Below are 15,601 nucleotides of genomic sequence, written 5' to 3'. Positions count from 1 at the left end.
TCGTGCGTCTTGAAGACATTATCGCAGCGCCGTTCCTGTCGTTCAGCGATCTGCTGCGAAGCCAGGCGGCGGCGCATGCCGATGCCGTCGCGCTGGTCGATGACACAGGTCGCATCACCTGGCGCGAGCTCGATGCCTTGCTCGATCGCGTGGCGGCTGGCCTCCAGCGCGCGGGCGTGGCGAAGGACGAAGTGGTCGCTATCGCTGCGGGCAATTCGATCGCGTCGGTCGCCGCCTTTCTGGGAGCGCTGCGCGCCGGGGCGGTGCCCGCGCCGCTCACTTCCTCCGCCGCGCCCGAGACGATCCTGCTGATGCTCGCCGATAGCGGCAGCCGCTTCCTCTTTGTCGATGGCGATGTCAGCGGGGCGCTGGCGCATCTGCCATTCCCGGAAGCGGTGACGCGCGTGGCGCTGGACGAGGCGGCTATGGGAACGCCGCTCGCCGAATGGCTCCCCGAAGCGAGGGTAGTGCCCGAGCCGCGCTCGGTCGCACCGGAGGACCCATTCAACATCATCTATTCGTCGGGCACCACCGGCACGCCAAAGGGCATCGTCCAGAGCCACAAGATGCGCCACGAATATGCCAAGCGGCTCTATGGCAACGGCATCGGCGAATCATCGGTCTCGATCGCCTCCACGCCGCTTTATTCGAACACCACTCTGGTGGCGCTGCTCCCCACGCTGGGCGCCGGCGGCAAGGTGGTGCTGATGAAGAAGTTCGACGCTGGGCGCTTCCTTGCGCTGTCGGAGCGCGAGCGGGTGACCAACGCCATGCTCGTGCCGATCCAGTATCGCCGGATCATGGAGCATCCCGATTTCGATCGCTTCGATCTGTCGTCCTACCGGGCGAAGACTAGCACCTCCGCGCCCTTTCCGGCGGCGCTCAAGGCCGATGTGCTCAAGCGCTGGCCCGGTGCGCTGGTCGACGGCTATGGCATGACCGAGGGCGGCGCGAACACGACGCTGCTCGCGCATCTCTATCCCGACAAATTACACACCGTGGGCCAGGTCAGCCCCGGCCATGTCATCAAGATCATCGACGAGGACGGCAATGAGCTGCCCCAGGGGGAGGCGGGCGAGATCGTCGGGCGCTCGCCGCTGATGATGTCGGGCTATCTGGGCCAGCCGGAAAAGACGCGCGAGGCCGAATGGCGCGATGCAGAGGGCAATGTCTATATCCGCCACGGCGATATCGGCCGGTTCGACGAGGACGGGTTCCTGATCCTGCTCGATCGTTCCAAGGACCTGATCATCTCGGGCGGGTTCAACATCTATCCCACCGATCTGGAGGCCGAGCTGCTGCGCCAGCCTGCGGTGCGCGACGCCGCCGTGGTCGGCGTGCCCTCCGATCGCTGGGGCGAAACGCCGCTGGCGGTGGTCGTGCTCGCCGATCCGTCAGCCGACCCGCAGGCAATCCTGGCGGATGCGAACAGCCGCCTCGGCAAGACCCAGCGCATCGCCGCGATCGAGATCGTCGACGAACTTCCCCGCAGCGCGATCGGCAAGGTGCTCAAGCGCCAGTTGCGCGACGAGTTTGCCGGAGCGGTGCCGGGCTAGACCGGCCTCAGGCCAGCCCGCGCTTGCGCGCCTCCAGCGCGGCTTCGGCGCGCGATGTGATCTCGAGCTTGCGGTAGATCGTCTTGACGTGCGTGGTCACGGTCTGGGGGCTGATCGACAGCACGCCCGCCACTTCGGCGGATTTGAGTCCGCGTCCGATCAGCCGCAGCACTTCGGTTTCGCGCGGAGAGAGCGCGGCGTGGCTCGGCTCATCGGCGCGGAATCGCTGGAGCAAACGGCGGGCAATTGCCGGGGAGATCGGCACTTCGCCATGATCGATCATCGCCAGCCGATGCGCGATCGCAGGTCCGTCCTGATCCTTGAGCAGATAGCCCTGCGCCCCCGCCGCCAGCGCGCCCATCAGCGATTCATCATCGTCGAATACGGTGGTGACTACGACGAGCGCATTGGGGCAGCGCGCCGTAACCTCGTCGATAAAGTCCGCGCCATTGCCATCGGGCAGGCCAAGATCGACCAGCGCCAGGAACGCGGTTCCGGCATCCTGCCCGCGCAGCCAGGCGCGCGCTTCGCCCAAAGTGGCGGCGGCGTGCGCGGTCGCACCAAACACCTGATCGACGCTCGCGACCAGCCAGTCGCGCGTCTCCGCAATATCCTCGACGACGAGATAGCTGCGCGGGGATTTCTCCATTGCGAAGGGAATAACCGCACTTGGTGCGCCGGGACATACCCGGTTTCCGGTACGCCCCGCGCGTCGCGACATTTTTGCGAGACATTCGCTGCAAGGGGCTGAAAATTCGTACCTGCTGAAACGTGGACAATCACCACGCGCGCCGTCAAAAGGCGGCTATGGAGGGGGCTGCCGCAATGGACAGGCCGGTCCGGAGACCGCAACGGCGGTTGCTGGAGCTATCATTATTGTCGCTGATCGTGATCGCGATCGTGCTGGTCTCCGCGCTTCGCCTGCCGATTGCGGATCTGAAGGCGGTACGCCACGACAATAGCCATCTCGAGCTGCGTCATGCGGGCGGCACCCTGCTGCTGCCGCGCGATACGCCGCTCACCATCCAGCCGCAGCAAGGCGCGCCGATCTCGGTGCGCGCGGACACGCTGATCGACGGGATCGTCGCGCAGGGCAGCCGGGCGGAAAACCGTGTGTGGTGGGCGAAGCGCGCCGCCGTGGCCCAGGCGCTGCTCGCCGGGCCGGTGACGGTGCATTTCCCCGATGGAAGGTCCGTGCCCGCCACCAGCCGTGTGCGCCACCTCGCCGATCTGCCCGGCGGCTTCTGGGCCGCGCTGGTGACGGGCTTTGCCGGCCTGCTCTGCGGCCTGTGGATCCTGGTGATCCGCCCGCGCAACAATGCCGCGCGCACCTTCGCGGTGATGAGCCTGGGGTTGTTCGGAGTCGGCTGCACGCTGGCGGCGGGCAATGATCCGCTGCTGCTGGGGGGCGCATATCGTTGGCTGATGATCGTCAACCACGCCTGTGTTCAGCTCTTCGCCGCGTCGATCCTGATCCTCTTCTGCCGCTTCCCCGCGCCGCTGATGCCGCGTGCCGTGGCATGGATGATCGGCGCAGCGGCCGTGTTGCTGACGATCATCAACGTCGCCGATCTGACCGGGGACACAGTGGCGCTCCTGTTCGCCGCGATCGTCGTCGAGTTCCTGTTGTTCGTCGTGCTGATCATTTGTCAGGCCTGGGCGGTGCGTGGCGATCCCGTGGGCCTCGCGGCGCTGCGACTGATCGGATCCTCGACGGTGGTTTCGTCCGCGCTGTTCATCGCGATGGTGATCCTTCCCATGCTGATCAGCGGTGCGCCGCTGATCAGCGAGGCAATCGCTTTGCCGCTGCTGCTCGTCATCTATGCCGGGCTGGGCGCGGCGATTGCGCGCCACCGCCTCTTCACGCTCGATGGCTGGGCACCGGGGATGCTGCTCTCTGTCTGTGCGGCGATCGCGGTCGCGATGCTCGATCTTGCCATTTTGGGCGTGGCCGCCGGATCGCAGGGGATCGCGCTGCCGATCGCGATCGTCGCGGTGGGGCTGATCTATCTTCCGCTGCGCCAGGCGATCACGCGACGCGCCGATCGTCGGCGGAACGCCGCCACCCGTCACAGCCTGAGGCTGGCGAGCGAGCTGGCGTTCGCGCTCGGCGCGGAAATGCGCGCGGAGCGCTGGCGCGCGGGGCTTGCCGCGATGTTTGATCCGCTGGAGATCGCCCCCGATCGCGATCCGGCCGCCGCGCCCTGCCTTGCCGAGGATGGCGCCGCGCTGCGCCTGCCGCGCGTGCGCGATATGCCGGGGCTGGTCCTGCGCTTCGCCCAGCGCGGCGCGCGCGATTTCGACGCGACCGATCTGGAGCAGGTGAGCGAAGTGATCGAGGGTGTGGAGACGCTGATGGGCGCGCGCGATTCCTATATCCGCGGCGTTGCCGAAGAGCGCGCCCGGATCAGCCAGGATTTGCACGACGACGTCAGCGCGCGCCTGCTCACCAGCCTGCACCGCGAGGACCCTAACATGATGCGCCGCGACGTGCGGGAAGCGATGGCCGATATCCGCGCGATCATCACGGGATCGGGCGGGGCTCGCCGCCCGCTCGACGACGTTATCGCCGATATGCGCTTCGAGACGACCAATCGGCTGGAGGCGCATGATATCGCGCTATCCTGGCCGGTGGCTGCGGCGGGATCGACCGGGCAGACAATCGATTATGCCACCGCGCGGCACCTGGTTTCGATCGTGCGCGAGCTGAGCAGCAATATCGTCCGCCATTCGGGAGCGCGGAACGTGTCGGTCGAGATTTCGGTGGCCGCGCACCAGCTTGAACTTTGCGTGCGCGACGATGGCCGGGGCTTCGATTCCAGCCAGGGCTGGGGCAATGGCCTCGCCAATTGCGCGCGCCGCGCCGCCCTGCTTGAAGGGTGCTTCCAGATCCGCGCCACCGAAGCCGGTTCGGTCGCGCAACTGCAGATCCAGCTCCCGCGCGACGATGCCGGGTCTGCCAGCCTCGTCGCGGCGGGCTAAAGCCGACGCTAGGCTTCCGGCCTCCGGCTCAGCCCCATCCGCGCGAGCTCGGGCAGGCGGTCGACGATCTGGTGCTTGAGCGCGCCGGCGATGTGCAGGAGCAGCAGGAACAGCATCAGCCACGCCCCGATCTCGTGCGTGGTCTCGATCCGTTCGTGCAGCGCGCGCTGCTCGGCCAGGCCCTCGGGCGTAGCGCCGATCTTGGCGACGGAGCCGATCAACGGGATCTCGACCGCTCCCCACAGCATGCGCGGCGTGCGCGGCGCGGGCGCGGGCCGACCTTCGGCGCGAGCCTTTTCGGCCTGTTGCTCGGCGGCATAGGCGGCGCCGGGCGAGCCCAGAGGCGGGGTGGCGGAGATCAGCGCCCAGCCCGAGAAGGGCACCATCACCATCGCGACATAGAGCAGGAAATGAACGCCATGCGCCAGGTTCGCCTGCCACTTCTTGACCGCCAGATAAGGCGGTGGCCGGTGCGTAAGCCGCCAGCCCACGCGCACCACCGTGAGGATCAGGATCGTGATCCCCGAGGAAACGTGAAAAGCGAAGAAACCGCGCGGGAGCGCGTCGCGCAGCAGCCCCGATGCCAGGTTGTACAGGATCAGCGCCGCGATCGCCCAGTGAAGCAGCACCGCCACGCGCGTATACCGCTGTTGTGCCGTGTCGTCCGCCATCTTCGCCCCCCTGATTATCGTTATGCGCTAGATACAACAGCCGCGCGGTTTGCAAATAACAGAGTCCGGCTATTTCACCGGGCGTTTCTCCAGCTTTCGCGCCAGCGTCCGGCGGTGCATTCCCAGGCGGCGCGCGGTTTCGGAGATGTTGAAGCCGGTTTCTGCCAGCATCTCGTTGATCATCTCCCATTCGTGGGTCTTGATCGATGACGCGCGGCCGGCAACGGGCACGCTGGCGTCGCCCGGTGCCTTGCCGAATGCAGCTTCGATATCGTCGGTGTTCGAAGGCTTCACCAGATAGTGGCACGCGCCCAGCTTGATCGCCTCGACCGCGGTGGCGATGCTGGCATATCCGGTCAGCACGACGATGAGCATCTCCGGGTCGCGCGCGTGCAGCGTGGCGACGCAGGGGAGGCCCGATGCGGTGCCGAGCTTCAGGTCGACCACCGCGCGTTCGGGCACCTCCGCGTCGAGCAGGAGGTCGAGCTCGGCCGGGTTCGCGGCGACCCGAACCCGGTAGCCGCGTCGCTCGAACGAGCGGGCGAGCGTGCGGGCGAAGGTGGCGTCGTCCTCGACGATGATCAGGCTGGGCTGGTCGGTCATTGCGGCTTCACCGGCAGGATCAGGCGGACTTCGGCGCCGCCAAAGGGAAGGTTGCGGGCTTCCAGCCGCCCGCCCAGGCGGCGCACGACATTGGTGGCGAGGAACAGCCCCAGCCCATGCCCGGCGCCCTTGGTCGATTGGTAGATCTTGCCGACAGCGGCAAGCGTTTCGGGCGCGAAGCCCGGGCCGAAATCGCTCACCGTGATGGCCAGCATCTCGCCCTCGATCGTGGCGCGAAGCCGCACGGCGGGGGAGACTTCGGCGCCGTTGTCGAGCAGGTTGCAGATCGCCTGGCGCAGCGCGGGATCGACCGCGATCACAGCATTCCCGGCGCCTTCGCGGTCGAAGTCGAGCGGAACGTTCGGGTGCGTCGGTTGCCATTCCTCCACCACCCGATCGAGGAACGGACCCGCCGCCATGCTTTCCATCGCTTCGCCGCGCGGTTGACCGGCGGAATGCAGAATGTCGGAAACGATATGCTTGCAGCGCTGCACCTCGTTTTGCATCTCCTGCACTTCGGCGGAGAGTTCGGGGTCTCCGGCAATGGCGGGCATCCGTCGCCAGTCGGCCAGGATCACCGATAGCGTGCCGAGCGGGGTGCCGAGTTCATGCGCCGCTCCCGACGCGAACAGCCCCATGCGAACGATCCCCTCTTCCTCGGCGGCGTGCTGGCGCAGATCGGCGACATGCGCGTCGCGCGCGCGCAGGTTTCGCGTGATCCGGGTGATGAACAGCACCAGCAGGCTGGCCACCATGACAAAGGCGATCCACCGCCCGATCGCGAAGAGATCGGCGATCTCGGCGAACAGCCCGCTCGGTATCTCCAGCGGGAGATAGCGCACGCTGAGCAACGCGTAGCTGAGCACCGTCGCCACGACGAGCAACGCGGCGGATGCGGGCGGCAACAGGATCGCGCCTAGCACGACCTGCAACAGATAGAGCGAGATGAACGGATTGGTCGCGCCGCCGCTGAAATAGAGCTGCAGGGTGAGCGCCGCCATGTCGAGCAGCAGCGCCAGCATGACCTCGGCATCGTGAACGCGGTGGCGCGGCACCGCCATGGTGGCGAGCAGGTTCGCCAGCCCCAGGAGCAATGCGACTCCCAGCATCTCGACGAGCGGCAGCGGCACGCCCAGGCCGAAATCGACCAGCAGGATCGCGATGGTCTGCCCCGCAACCGCTATCCAGCGGAGCTGGATGAGCTGGCGCATGTTCGCCGCCGCCGCCGTCTCGGCGGACAGCACGTCCGGGCCCGTGCGGGTCAGCGCGAGGAGGGGCGCGTCCATCAAGCGCGCTTTGGCTTGCGCAGGACCAGGACCAGCCCGGCCACGCTCAACGCTGCAAGCGCGAACCAGGTGAGCGCATAGACGAGATGATTGTTGCGGAAGCTGACCACGGTATGGCCCCCTAGCGGATAGCCGCCGGGGTTGGGAGTGGCGTCTGCATCGATGAAGAAGGGAGCGACCGGGCCCAGCCCGAGCGCTGCGGCGATGGCGTTCACATCGCGTGAGAACCATCGGTTCGCGCCCGGATCGTTGCTGCGCAGAAACCCGCCTTTCGGCTCGGATGCGCGGAGCAGGCCGGTAACGGTCGTCTGGGTTCCGGGCTCGCACCAGCGCGGCTGCCTGGCGGAGGGGACGAAGCCTCGATTGACCAGCACGGTCCCTTCGGCGGTGCGCAGCGGGGTCATCACCCAGAAGCCCTCGCCTAGCTCGGTAACCGCCTTGGCAAGGGCCTCGCGGTCACACAGATAGGCACCGCGTAGCCGGACCTTGCGATATTCGGCGTACTGCTGCCAGTCCGCCGCGGGCGGGGCCTTCAGCCCCGCATCGACGCGAGCGATCAGGTCGAGCTTCCATGCTCGCCGCTCGATCTGCCACACGCCCAGCGCGGTGAAGCCCAGCGCGGCGATCAGCGCGAAGACGGCGAGCAGCGTCCGCTTCATGTCAGGAAGCGATCATCTCCGGCGTCGGCATCATGTTGCCGTCGATATGGTACATGATCCACAGCGAGCCCGCGATCACGATCAGCACCATCACTGCGGTGAACACAAAGGCCATCAGCGTCCAGCCGCTCTCCGAACGCGTGTTGACGTGGAGGAAGCACACGGTGTGGACCAGGATCTGCACCACTGCAAAGGCGACGATGATGGCGGCCGTGACCTGCGGCGCCATCGCGCCGGTCATCACCATCCAGAACGGGATGGCGGTGAGCACGACCGACAGGAGGAAGCCGATCAGATAGGCGCGCAGCGAACCATGGGGGGCGGTTTCGTGGGAAGCGCTCATCACAGGACTCCGAGCAGATAGACAAAGGTGAACACGCCGATCCAGACGATGTCGAGGAAGTGCCAGAACATGCTCAGGCACATCAGCCTGCGCTGGTTCTCGGGGTGCAGCCCGCGCTGGCCGAGCTGGAACAGCATCACCACCAGCCAGATGATCCCGAAGGTGACGTGCAGCCCGTGCGTGGCGACCAGGGTGAAGAAGGCCGACAGATAGGCGCTGGTCTGCGGCGTCGCGCCCTCATGCACCAGCACGCTGAACTCATAGAGCTCGATGCCGACAAAGCCCGCGCCCAGCAGCCCGGTTACCACCAGCCACAGCCGCACGCCGTTCAGCTTGCCCTGCTGCATCGCCATCATCGCGAAGCCATAGGTGATCGACGAGATCAGCAGCAGCGCGGTGTTCACCGCGACCAGCGGCAGCTCGAAGATCTCGCGCGGGGTCGGTCCGCCGGCGAAGGAGGAACTCAGCACGCCATAGGTGGCGAACAGCGTCGCGAAGATGAGCGCGTCGCTCATCAGGTAGATCCAGAAGCCCAGCATCGTGCTGCCGCCGGGCTCGTGATGCTCTTCCTCAAGGACGTAGAAGGCCGGCTTCTCGGTCATGGTCGTCATGGTTACGCTCCCGCCGCGAGCAGCTTGGTGCGCGCGTCTTCCTGGGCAGCGACTTCCTCCGCGGGGATGTGATAGTCGCGATTGTAATCAAAGGTGTGCCAGATGCTGTAGATCAGCAGGGCGACGGCGGAGAGCGCCGCGAGCCACCACATGTACCACACCATCGCAAAGCCCAGCACGGTGGCCAGCGCCGAGAGGATCACACCCGCGCCGGTGTTGCGCGGCATGTGGATCGGCACATAGCCCTTTACCGGACGTTCGGCGCCGCGATCCTTCATGTCGTACCATGCGTCGAGATCATGGACCTGCGGCGTGAACGCGAAGTTGTAGTTGGGCGGCGGCGACGAGGTGGACCATTCCAGCGTGCGCCCGTCCCAGGGATCGCCGGTCGTGTCGCGCAGCTTCTCGCGATTCTTAATGCTCACGGCGATCTGGATGACGAAGGCGAGGATGCCGATCAGGATGATCACCGCGCCGATCGCCGCGATCACGAACCAGATCTGCAGGTTCGGATCGTCGAAGTGGCGCACGCGACGCGTCGTGCCCATCAGCCCGACGATATAGATCGGCGTCCATGCGACCCAGTAGCCGATCACCCAGCCCCAGAAGGTCACCTTGCCCCAGAAGCGGTCGAGCCGGAAGCCAAAGGCCTTGGGGAACCAGTAATCCATGCCGGCGAACAGGCCGAACACGACGCCGCCGATGATCACGTTGTGGAAGTGCGCCACCAGGAACAGCGAGTTGTGCAGCACGAAGTCCGCCGGGGGCACCGCGAGCAGCACGCCGGTCATCCCGCCCACCACGAAGGTGATCATGAAGGCGACGACCCACATCATCGGCAGCTCGAAACGGATCTGCCCGCGATACATCGTGAACAGCCAGTTGAAGATTTTCGCGCCCGTCGGGATCGAGATCACCATGGTGGCGATGCCGAAGAACGAGTTGACGCTCGCGCCCGAACCCATGGTGAAGAAGTGGTGCAGCCAGACGAGATAGCTCAGGATCGTGATGACGACCGTCGCATAGACCATCGACGAATAGCCGAAGAGTCGCTTGCCGGTGAAGGTCGACGTGATCTCGCTATAGATGCCGAAGATCGGCAGGATCAGCACGTACACCTCCGGGTGGCCCCAGATCCAAACCAGGTTCCAATACATCATCGGGTTGCCGCCGAGATCATTGGTGAAGAAGTTGAAACCCAGATAGCGATCGAGCATCAGCAGCGCGAAGGCGGCGGTGAGCACCGGGAAGATCGCGATGACCAGCACGTTCGAGCAGAGCGCGGTCCAGCAGAAGACCGGCATCTTCATCATCGTCATGCCGGGCGCGCGCATCTTGATTATCGTGGTGACCATGTTGACGGCGCTCAGCGTGGTGCCGATGCCCGCTATCTGCAGCGCCCATAGATAGTAATCCGGCCCTGTATCCGGGCTGTTCTCGATGTTGGTGACCGGCACGTAGTTGAGCCAGCCCCCGCGCGAGAATTCGCCGACGAACAGCGAGATCATCACCAGGATCGCGCCCGCTGCGGTCAGCCAGAAGCTGAGGTTGTTGAGGAACGGAAAGGCTACGTCGCGCGCGCCGATCTGGAGCGGCATCACATAGTTGATGATGCCCACCACCAGCGGGATCGCGACGAAGAAGATCATGATCGTCCCGTGCGCGGAGAAGATCTGATCGTAGTGATGGGCGTTTAGGTAGCCCTCATTCCCGCCAAACGCCATCGCCTGCTGGAGCCGCATCATCACCGCGTCGGCAAAGCCGCGCAGCAGCATGATGATGCCCAGGATCATGTACATGATCCCGATCTTCTTGTGATCGACGGTGGTGAACCATTCGGTCCACAGGAATCCCCACAGCTTGTACTTGGTGACGAGCGCGAGGATGCCGACGCCGAGCACGACGACGACGGCGAAGGTCACGAGCAGAATGGGCTCGTGGACCGGAAAGGACTCAAGGGTCAGGCGACCGAAAATGGTGCGCGCCAGCGATTCGGTGAACATTTAACGCTCCTGGTGCGAATGCGGTGCGGGGCTGGGCTGCGCGCCCGGCGGCGGGGTCAGGCTTTCGCCTGCGCCCTTTTCCGTGGGCTGCTTGAACAGTGCGCCGTCGGGCTTGGCGGTCTGCGGCACGCTGCCGTGGCTGCCGTGCATGCCGGTCCCGCACGGGGTGCCGGGGCGGACGCAGCGCTGGAACACCCGCGCGAACAGCGTCTTGTCGACGCCGCCGAAATACATGGCCGGCACCTTCTCGGTGGGCTTTTCCAGCTCGAGGAATTGCGCCGTGTCGAGCGCGGGGCCGCTGGCCTTCACGCGCCCGACCCAATTGTCGAAGCCCGCGTCATCGACGCCGTAGAGCTTGAAGCGCATGTCGGAGAAGCCCGCGCCGCTATAATTGGCGGAAAGCCCCTCGAACGTGCCGGGCCGGTTCAGCACCGCGTGCAGCGTCGATCGCATGCCGGGCATGGTGTAGATCATCCCCGCCAGCGTCGGCGCGTAGAAGGTGTTCATCATGTTGGTCGATGTCAGGTCGAACCGCACCGGCCGGTTCACCGGAAGCGCCAGTTCGTTGACCGTGGCGACGCCCTGTTCGGGGTAGATGAACAGCCATTTCCAGTCGAGCGAGACGACCTGGACGGTGAGCGGCTTCACATTGGGATCGACCGGCTTGCCCGCCGCGATACGGTTCACCGGTCGGAACGGATCGAGCAGGTGCGTGCTCCACCAGGTAAGCGCGCCAAGACAGATGATGATCAGCAGCGGCGCGGACCAGATGACCAACTCAAGCGAAGTTGAATGGTCGAAATGGGGATCGTAGGTGGCGCCGTTGCCCTTGCGATAACGCCAGGCAAACACGACGATCAGCACGATCACCGGCACGATGATCAGCAACATCAGCGCAGTCGAGATATAGATGATGTCGCGTTGCTGGAGCGCGATGTCGCCCGCAGGGTTTAGCACCTCGTTGTTACACGAGCTGAGCAAGGTAGCAGCCGCAAGCAGGGCCGCCGCCGGAAGGCGCCGCCATTTCTTCAGGGGCGTAGATGTTGCACGCATGCCATCCGCCTATCCCGGCGCTTCCTACGCCGACATTGGACATTTTGTCCTATCCCACCGATGCTCTTTTCTGGTGCAAGGGGAGGAATAACGCAATAATATACGCATAGGCCGCCGGAGCTAGACCCGCATGAGTGCACCGATCGCCGCGTCGAATTCGACGCAAAAGGCCAATTCTACGCAGCTGGAGCGCGATGCCCGCGTCGTGAATGCGCGCGAGCACAAGATCGCCCCCGGTGAGATCGCGATCGGCGTGATCGTCGGGCGGACGAGCGAGTTCTTCGACTTTTTCGTCTATGCGATCGCGTCGGTGCTGGTGTTCCCGTCGCTGATCTTCCCGTTCGTCGATCCGGTGACCGGCACGCTTTATTCCTTCGCGCTGTTCGCGCTCGCCTTCATCGCGCGCCCGCTCGGCTCGGCGATCTTCATGTGGATCGATCGCAATCACGGCCGCGGGGTGAAGCTCACCATCGCGCTCTTCCTGCTTGGCGGGTCGACCATGGCGATGGCCTTCCTGCCCAGCTATGCCAATGCCGGCCTCGCCGCCGCCTGGATGCTCGCCGCGCTGCGCGTGGGGCAGGGCGTCGCGCTTGGCGGCGCGTGGGACGGGCTGCCCTCGCTCCTGTCGCTCAACGCGCCGCAGAATCGCCGCGGCTGGTATGCGATGATCCCGCAACTGGGAGCACCGCTCGGCCTGATCGTCGCGGCCGGGCTGTTCGCATTCTTCGTATCGACGCTGTCGAGCGAGGATTTCCTGTCCTGGGGCTGGCGCTATCCCTTCTTCGTCGCCTTCGCGATCAACGTGGTCGCCCTGTTCGCGCGGCTGCGGCTTGTCGCCACGCCCGAATTCCAGCGCCTGTTCGAAAGCCGCGAGCTTCAGCCCGCGCCCTTCTGGGAAACGGTGCGCGTCGAATGGCGGACGATCGCGCTCGGCTCGTTCGCGCCGCTCGCCAGCTTCGCGCTCTTCCACCTGGTCACGGTTTTCCCGCTCTCCTGGGTGATCCTCTACACCGGCGAAAGTGCCGAACGCTTCCTGGTGATCGAGATCATTGGTGCCGCAGTCTGCGTCCTTGCGATGCTGGCCTCGGGCTTCATCGCCGATCGCGTGGGCCGTCGCGCGGTGCTCGGCGTCTCGGCGGGGCTGATCGCAGCCTATAGCGGCTTCGCGCCACAGCTTCTGGGCGCGGGCGGCTTTGGCGAGACGGTCTATATGCTGGCCGGCTTCGTGCTGCTCGGCCTGGCGTTCGGCCAGTCTTCGGGTGCTGTGAATTCCAGCTTCTCCAGCGAGCGCCGCTATACCGGTGCCGCGACCACGGCGAACCTTTCCTGGCTGATCGGCGCTGGCTTCGCCCCGCTGGTCGCGCTGGCGCTGGCGAGCAATTTCGGGCTCTGGTCGGTCGGCATCTATCTTCTGTCGGGCGCGCTCTGCACGCTCGCCGCGCTGGCGATCAACAGCGAATGGGCGCGTCCGAACGCCTGATCCCCGCTAGCTGCTGAAACGCAAGGGAGGCCCGCCGCGCAACCGGCGGGCCTTTCGCGTACTTGACGATAGTGTATTGGTGAAGTACCACACCATTACAGTGTGAGCGCTGGGGGCGATTTCACTGAAATATCAGCAATGGCTCATGCCGCTCATCGTGGCGCGGGACAGGGCCGGTCCATCAGTCACCAAAGGCAGTCACAATGAAATCCCGCTTCCAGCTCTCCGCATCGCTGATCGTTCTCGCAGTGTGCGTCCCGGCAATCGCGCAGGCGCAGGACAAGCCCGCGCCCGACAAGTCGAACGAAGTGGTGGTCACCGGCAAGACCGCCGAAGTCCGCACCGCGCCCGATCGGATGAGCTTCAACATCGCCAATGATCTCCAGGCGCAGAACGGTACCGTCGCCGATGCGCTACGCGCCGTGCCCGGCGTCGAAGTCGATCTGGAAGGGCGGGTCAGCCTGCGCGGCGATCCGGGCGTGAAGATCCTCGTCGATGGCCGCCCCTCGGCCATGATGAACGGGGATTCGCGCGCCACCGTGCTGCAATCCATGCCGGCGAACCAGATCGAGCGGGTCGAGGTCATCACCAATCCCTCGGCCGCGATGAGCCCGGAAGGATCGGGCGGCGTCATCAACCTCGTCACCAAGCAGGCGCGGCCCGGCGCGCGATCGGGCACGATCCGCCCGACCCTGGCCAGCCGCGAGAGCGCGGGGCTCAACGTAAACGGAGTCCTGTCAAAGCCCGGCCTCACGCTCACCGGCGACGCCGGATATCGCAGGCTGCACACCGAGCAGGGCAGCAACCAGCAGCGCTCGCGCTTCGATGTGCTCTCGAACGGCTTTATCGACAGCCGTCAGGAATCGCTGGCGCGCAACACCATCAGCTTCGCCAATGCCCGCTTCGGCGCCGATTACGATCTGGACAAGAAGAACCGGCTGAGCACCGAGCTCGGCTATCGCGACGGCCGGGCCGAGGCCAGGCGCGTGGACAATTTCACCAGCCCGTCCTCGGCTTATGTCCGCCGTTCGGATAGCAGGATGAGCAACAGCAGCGGATCCGGGCGCGCTTCGTGGCGCCACACGATCGGCCAGGATCACGAACTGGTCGCCGACCTCGAGATCGATCGCATGAAGATGAAGCGCGAGATCGATGCGGTCACCACGCCCAGCCTGGGCGGCGGTGCTCCCGGCTATGAGCGGATCGGCAATGTCGCCGTCCGGCGCGATTACGAAGCGAAGCTCGATTACAAGCGGCCGATGGGCGAGGGGCAGTCGCTGAACATCGGCTATCAATATGATCTCTCGCAGAACGATTTCCGCGCCACCGGTCTGCGCGGCGCAAGCTGGGCCGCGCTGGCGCCGATCGCCGGGCTCAACAATCGCTTCAAGTTCGATCAAGCGATCCACGCGGTCTACGGCACGTTCAAGTTCGATCTGGGCAAGTTCGAGCTTCAGCCGGGACTTCGCCTGGAGCAGGTCGATTATGAAGTGGATACGGTGAGCGACGGCTATTTCCGCGCCTATCCCACGCTCCATGCGGGCTATGAGATTTCGGCGAAGCAGAAGCTGCGCGGCAGCTATAGCCGTCGCATCCAGCGGCCTTCGGCGCAGGATTTCTATCCCTATCCTCTCTATGTCGATCCGCAGAACCTGCGGCAGGGCAATTCCGCGTTGCGGCCCGAGACGACGGACTCGTTCGAGCTTGGCTGGCAGATGCGCGACGGCGGCACCTTTTATGCGCTGACCGGCTTCTATCGCAAATCGAGCGACGGGGTCACCGATGTCGTCACCGATCTGGGCGGCGGCGTGTTCCTCACCAGCCGGGCCAATCTCGCGACCAGCCAGCGCGCCGGCGGCGAACTGATCGCCAATGGCAAGCTCAGCAAGACGCTCAGCTACAATGCCTCGGCGACCCTTTACTGGAACGAGATCCATCCGCGCACCGCGGGCATCGCGGCGCGCCGCTCGGGCACCAGCGGCACGGTCCGCGCCAATCTGAGCTGGCAGCCGACGCCCAAGGACTTTTTCCAGTTGAACGCCACCTATTCGGGCCGCCAGCTCGTCGCGCAGGGCTATCGCGAGTCCGCGGGCGTGCTCAATCTCGGCTATCGCCGCAAGTTCGACGAGCGCTTCAGCCTGGTGCTGACCGCGCAGAACGTGCTCGACACCGCCAAGCAGGTGACCGTGATCCGCACGCCGCTGATCCGCGACAGGATCGAGCAGCGCGGCCCGGGCCGCCTTTTCCTGCTGAGCGCGACCTATAATTTCGGCAATCCGGGCGGCCGCAAGCAGCGCGAGCCGGGCTTCGAATTCGATTCGGGCGCAGGGGCCGCAGGCCAGTGACGCCGGGGC

General features: G+C 65.5%; 13 protein-coding genes. 4 read left to right on the top strand and 9 right to left on the bottom strand.

The window, feature by feature from the left end; all coding sequences use genetic code 11:
- The first annotated feature begins 2 nt into the window (after positions 1–2).
- On the top strand, positions 3–1,556 hold the full coding sequence (locus SSO01S_RS07740) for a class I adenylate-forming enzyme family protein (RefSeq protein ID WP_066797611.1): 1,554 nt from the start codon (positions 3–5) through the stop codon (positions 1,554–1,556).
- Between the two features lie 7 nt (positions 1,557–1,563).
- Here SSO01S_RS07740 and SSO01S_RS07735 read toward each other — a convergent pair whose 3' ends face one another.
- Positions 1,564–2,205, bottom strand: coding sequence for a LuxR C-terminal-related transcriptional regulator (locus tag SSO01S_RS07735; protein ID WP_066797609.1), 642 nt, complete (start codon positions 2,203–2,205; stop codon positions 1,564–1,566).
- A 176-nt stretch (positions 2,206–2,381) separates the two neighbouring features.
- Here SSO01S_RS07735 and SSO01S_RS07730 point away from each other — a divergent pair, with 176 nt between their 5' ends.
- Complete coding sequence (locus SSO01S_RS07730; protein ID WP_169798336.1) at positions 2,382–4,538, top strand: sensor histidine kinase; 2,157 nt, start codon at positions 2,382–2,384, stop codon at positions 4,536–4,538.
- An 8-nt stretch (positions 4,539–4,546) separates the two neighbouring features.
- On the opposite strand, the gene SSO01S_RS07725 is transcribed toward SSO01S_RS07730, so the two are convergent.
- From SSO01S_RS07725 to cyoA, 8 genes are all read right to left on the bottom strand, one after another.
- Positions 4,547–5,209, bottom strand: a complete 663-nt coding sequence (locus tag SSO01S_RS07725) for a cytochrome b (protein WP_066797603.1) — start codon at positions 5,207–5,209, stop codon at positions 4,547–4,549.
- 69 nt (positions 5,210–5,278) lie between these two features.
- On the bottom strand, positions 5,279–5,812 hold the full coding sequence (locus tag SSO01S_RS07720) for a response regulator transcription factor (RefSeq protein WP_066797600.1): 534 nt from the start codon (positions 5,810–5,812) through the stop codon (positions 5,279–5,281).
- Positions 5,809–7,098, bottom strand: a complete 1,290-nt coding sequence (locus SSO01S_RS07715) for an ATP-binding protein (RefSeq protein WP_066797597.1) — start codon at positions 7,096–7,098, stop codon at positions 5,809–5,811. Before SSO01S_RS07715 ends, SSO01S_RS07720 begins: the two co-directional genes overlap by 4 nt.
- Positions 7,098–7,757, bottom strand: coding sequence for an SURF1 family protein (locus tag SSO01S_RS07710; protein WP_066797594.1), 660 nt, complete (start codon positions 7,755–7,757; stop codon positions 7,098–7,100). The genes SSO01S_RS07715 and SSO01S_RS07710 overlap by 1 nt, the downstream gene beginning before the upstream one ends.
- Before the next feature lies 1 nt (position 7,758).
- Positions 7,759–8,100 (bottom strand): cytochrome o ubiquinol oxidase subunit IV, encoded by a 342-nt coding sequence (gene cyoD, locus SSO01S_RS07705; RefSeq protein WP_066797591.1) that lies wholly within the window; start codon positions 8,098–8,100, stop codon positions 7,759–7,761.
- Positions 8,100–8,711 (bottom strand): cytochrome o ubiquinol oxidase subunit III, encoded by a 612-nt coding sequence (gene cyoC / locus SSO01S_RS07700; RefSeq protein ID WP_066797588.1) that lies wholly within the window; start codon positions 8,709–8,711, stop codon positions 8,100–8,102. Before cyoC ends, cyoD begins: the two co-directional genes overlap by 1 nt.
- 2 nt (positions 8,712–8,713) lie before the next feature.
- Positions 8,714–10,714, bottom strand: coding sequence for a cytochrome o ubiquinol oxidase subunit I (gene cyoB, locus SSO01S_RS07695; protein WP_066797585.1), 2,001 nt, complete (start codon positions 10,712–10,714; stop codon positions 8,714–8,716).
- Positions 10,715–11,767, bottom strand: coding sequence for a ubiquinol oxidase subunit II (gene cyoA, locus SSO01S_RS07690; RefSeq protein WP_066797581.1), 1,053 nt, complete (start codon positions 11,765–11,767; stop codon positions 10,715–10,717).
- A gap of 130 nt (positions 11,768–11,897) precedes the next feature.
- Between cyoA and SSO01S_RS07685 the strand changes: the two genes are divergently transcribed.
- Together SSO01S_RS07685 and SSO01S_RS07680 are read left to right on the top strand one after the other, a co-directional pair.
- A complete protein-coding gene (locus tag SSO01S_RS07685; protein ID WP_066797578.1) occupies positions 11,898–13,247 on the top strand; it encodes an MFS transporter in 1,350 nt (449 codons plus the stop codon).
- A gap of 203 nt (positions 13,248–13,450) precedes the next feature.
- Positions 13,451–15,592: an outer membrane beta-barrel family protein gene (locus SSO01S_RS07680; RefSeq protein ID WP_066797575.1), complete on the top strand. Its 2,142-nt coding sequence runs from the start codon at positions 13,451–13,453 to the stop codon at positions 15,590–15,592.
- Positions 15,593–15,601 lie beyond the last annotated feature (9 nt).

The sequence above is a fragment of the Sphingomonas soli NBRC 100801 genome, from assembly GCF_001591025.1.
Lineage (GTDB): Bacteria > Pseudomonadota > Alphaproteobacteria > Sphingomonadales > Sphingomonadaceae > Sphingomonas > Sphingomonas soli.
Note: the sequence above shows the minus strand (reverse complement) of the source record. Positions and strands in the feature narration are given on the sequence as shown.

What these genes read in the sequence shown, in the direction of transcription:
- SSO01S_RS07720 (WP_066797600.1), bottom strand. Translation starts at nt 5,812, where the DNA reads ATGACCGACCAGCCCAGCCTGATCATCGTCGAGGACGACGCCACCTTC.
- SSO01S_RS07685 (WP_066797578.1), top strand. Translation starts at nt 11,898, where the DNA reads ATGAGTGCACCGATCGCCGCGTCGAATTCGACGCAAAAGGCCAATTCT.
- SSO01S_RS07725 (WP_066797603.1), bottom strand. Translation starts at nt 5,209, where the DNA reads ATGGCGGACGACACGGCACAACAGCGGTATACGCGCGTGGCGGTGCTG.
- cyoD (WP_066797591.1), bottom strand. Translation starts at nt 8,100, where the DNA reads ATGAGCGCTTCCCACGAAACCGCCCCCCATGGTTCGCTGCGCGCCTAT.
- cyoC (WP_066797588.1), bottom strand. Translation starts at nt 8,711, where the DNA reads ATGACGACCATGACCGAGAAGCCGGCCTTCTACGTCCTTGAGGAAGAG.
- SSO01S_RS07680 (WP_066797575.1), top strand. Translation starts at nt 13,451, where the DNA reads ATGAAATCCCGCTTCCAGCTCTCCGCATCGCTGATCGTTCTCGCAGTG.
- SSO01S_RS07715 (WP_066797597.1), bottom strand. Translation starts at nt 7,098, where the DNA reads ATGGACGCGCCCCTCCTCGCGCTGACCCGCACGGGCCCGGACGTGCTG.
- cyoB (WP_066797585.1), bottom strand. Translation starts at nt 10,714, where the DNA reads ATGTTCACCGAATCGCTGGCGCGCACCATTTTCGGTCGCCTGACCCTT.
- SSO01S_RS07730 (WP_169798336.1), top strand. Translation starts at nt 2,382, where the DNA reads ATGGACAGGCCGGTCCGGAGACCGCAACGGCGGTTGCTGGAGCTATCA.
- SSO01S_RS07710 (WP_066797594.1), bottom strand. Translation starts at nt 7,757, where the DNA reads ATGAAGCGGACGCTGCTCGCCGTCTTCGCGCTGATCGCCGCGCTGGGC.
- SSO01S_RS07735 (WP_066797609.1), bottom strand. Translation starts at nt 2,205, where the DNA reads ATGGAGAAATCCCCGCGCAGCTATCTCGTCGTCGAGGATATTGCGGAG.
- cyoA (WP_066797581.1), bottom strand. Translation starts at nt 11,767, where the DNA reads ATGCGTGCAACATCTACGCCCCTGAAGAAATGGCGGCGCCTTCCGGCG.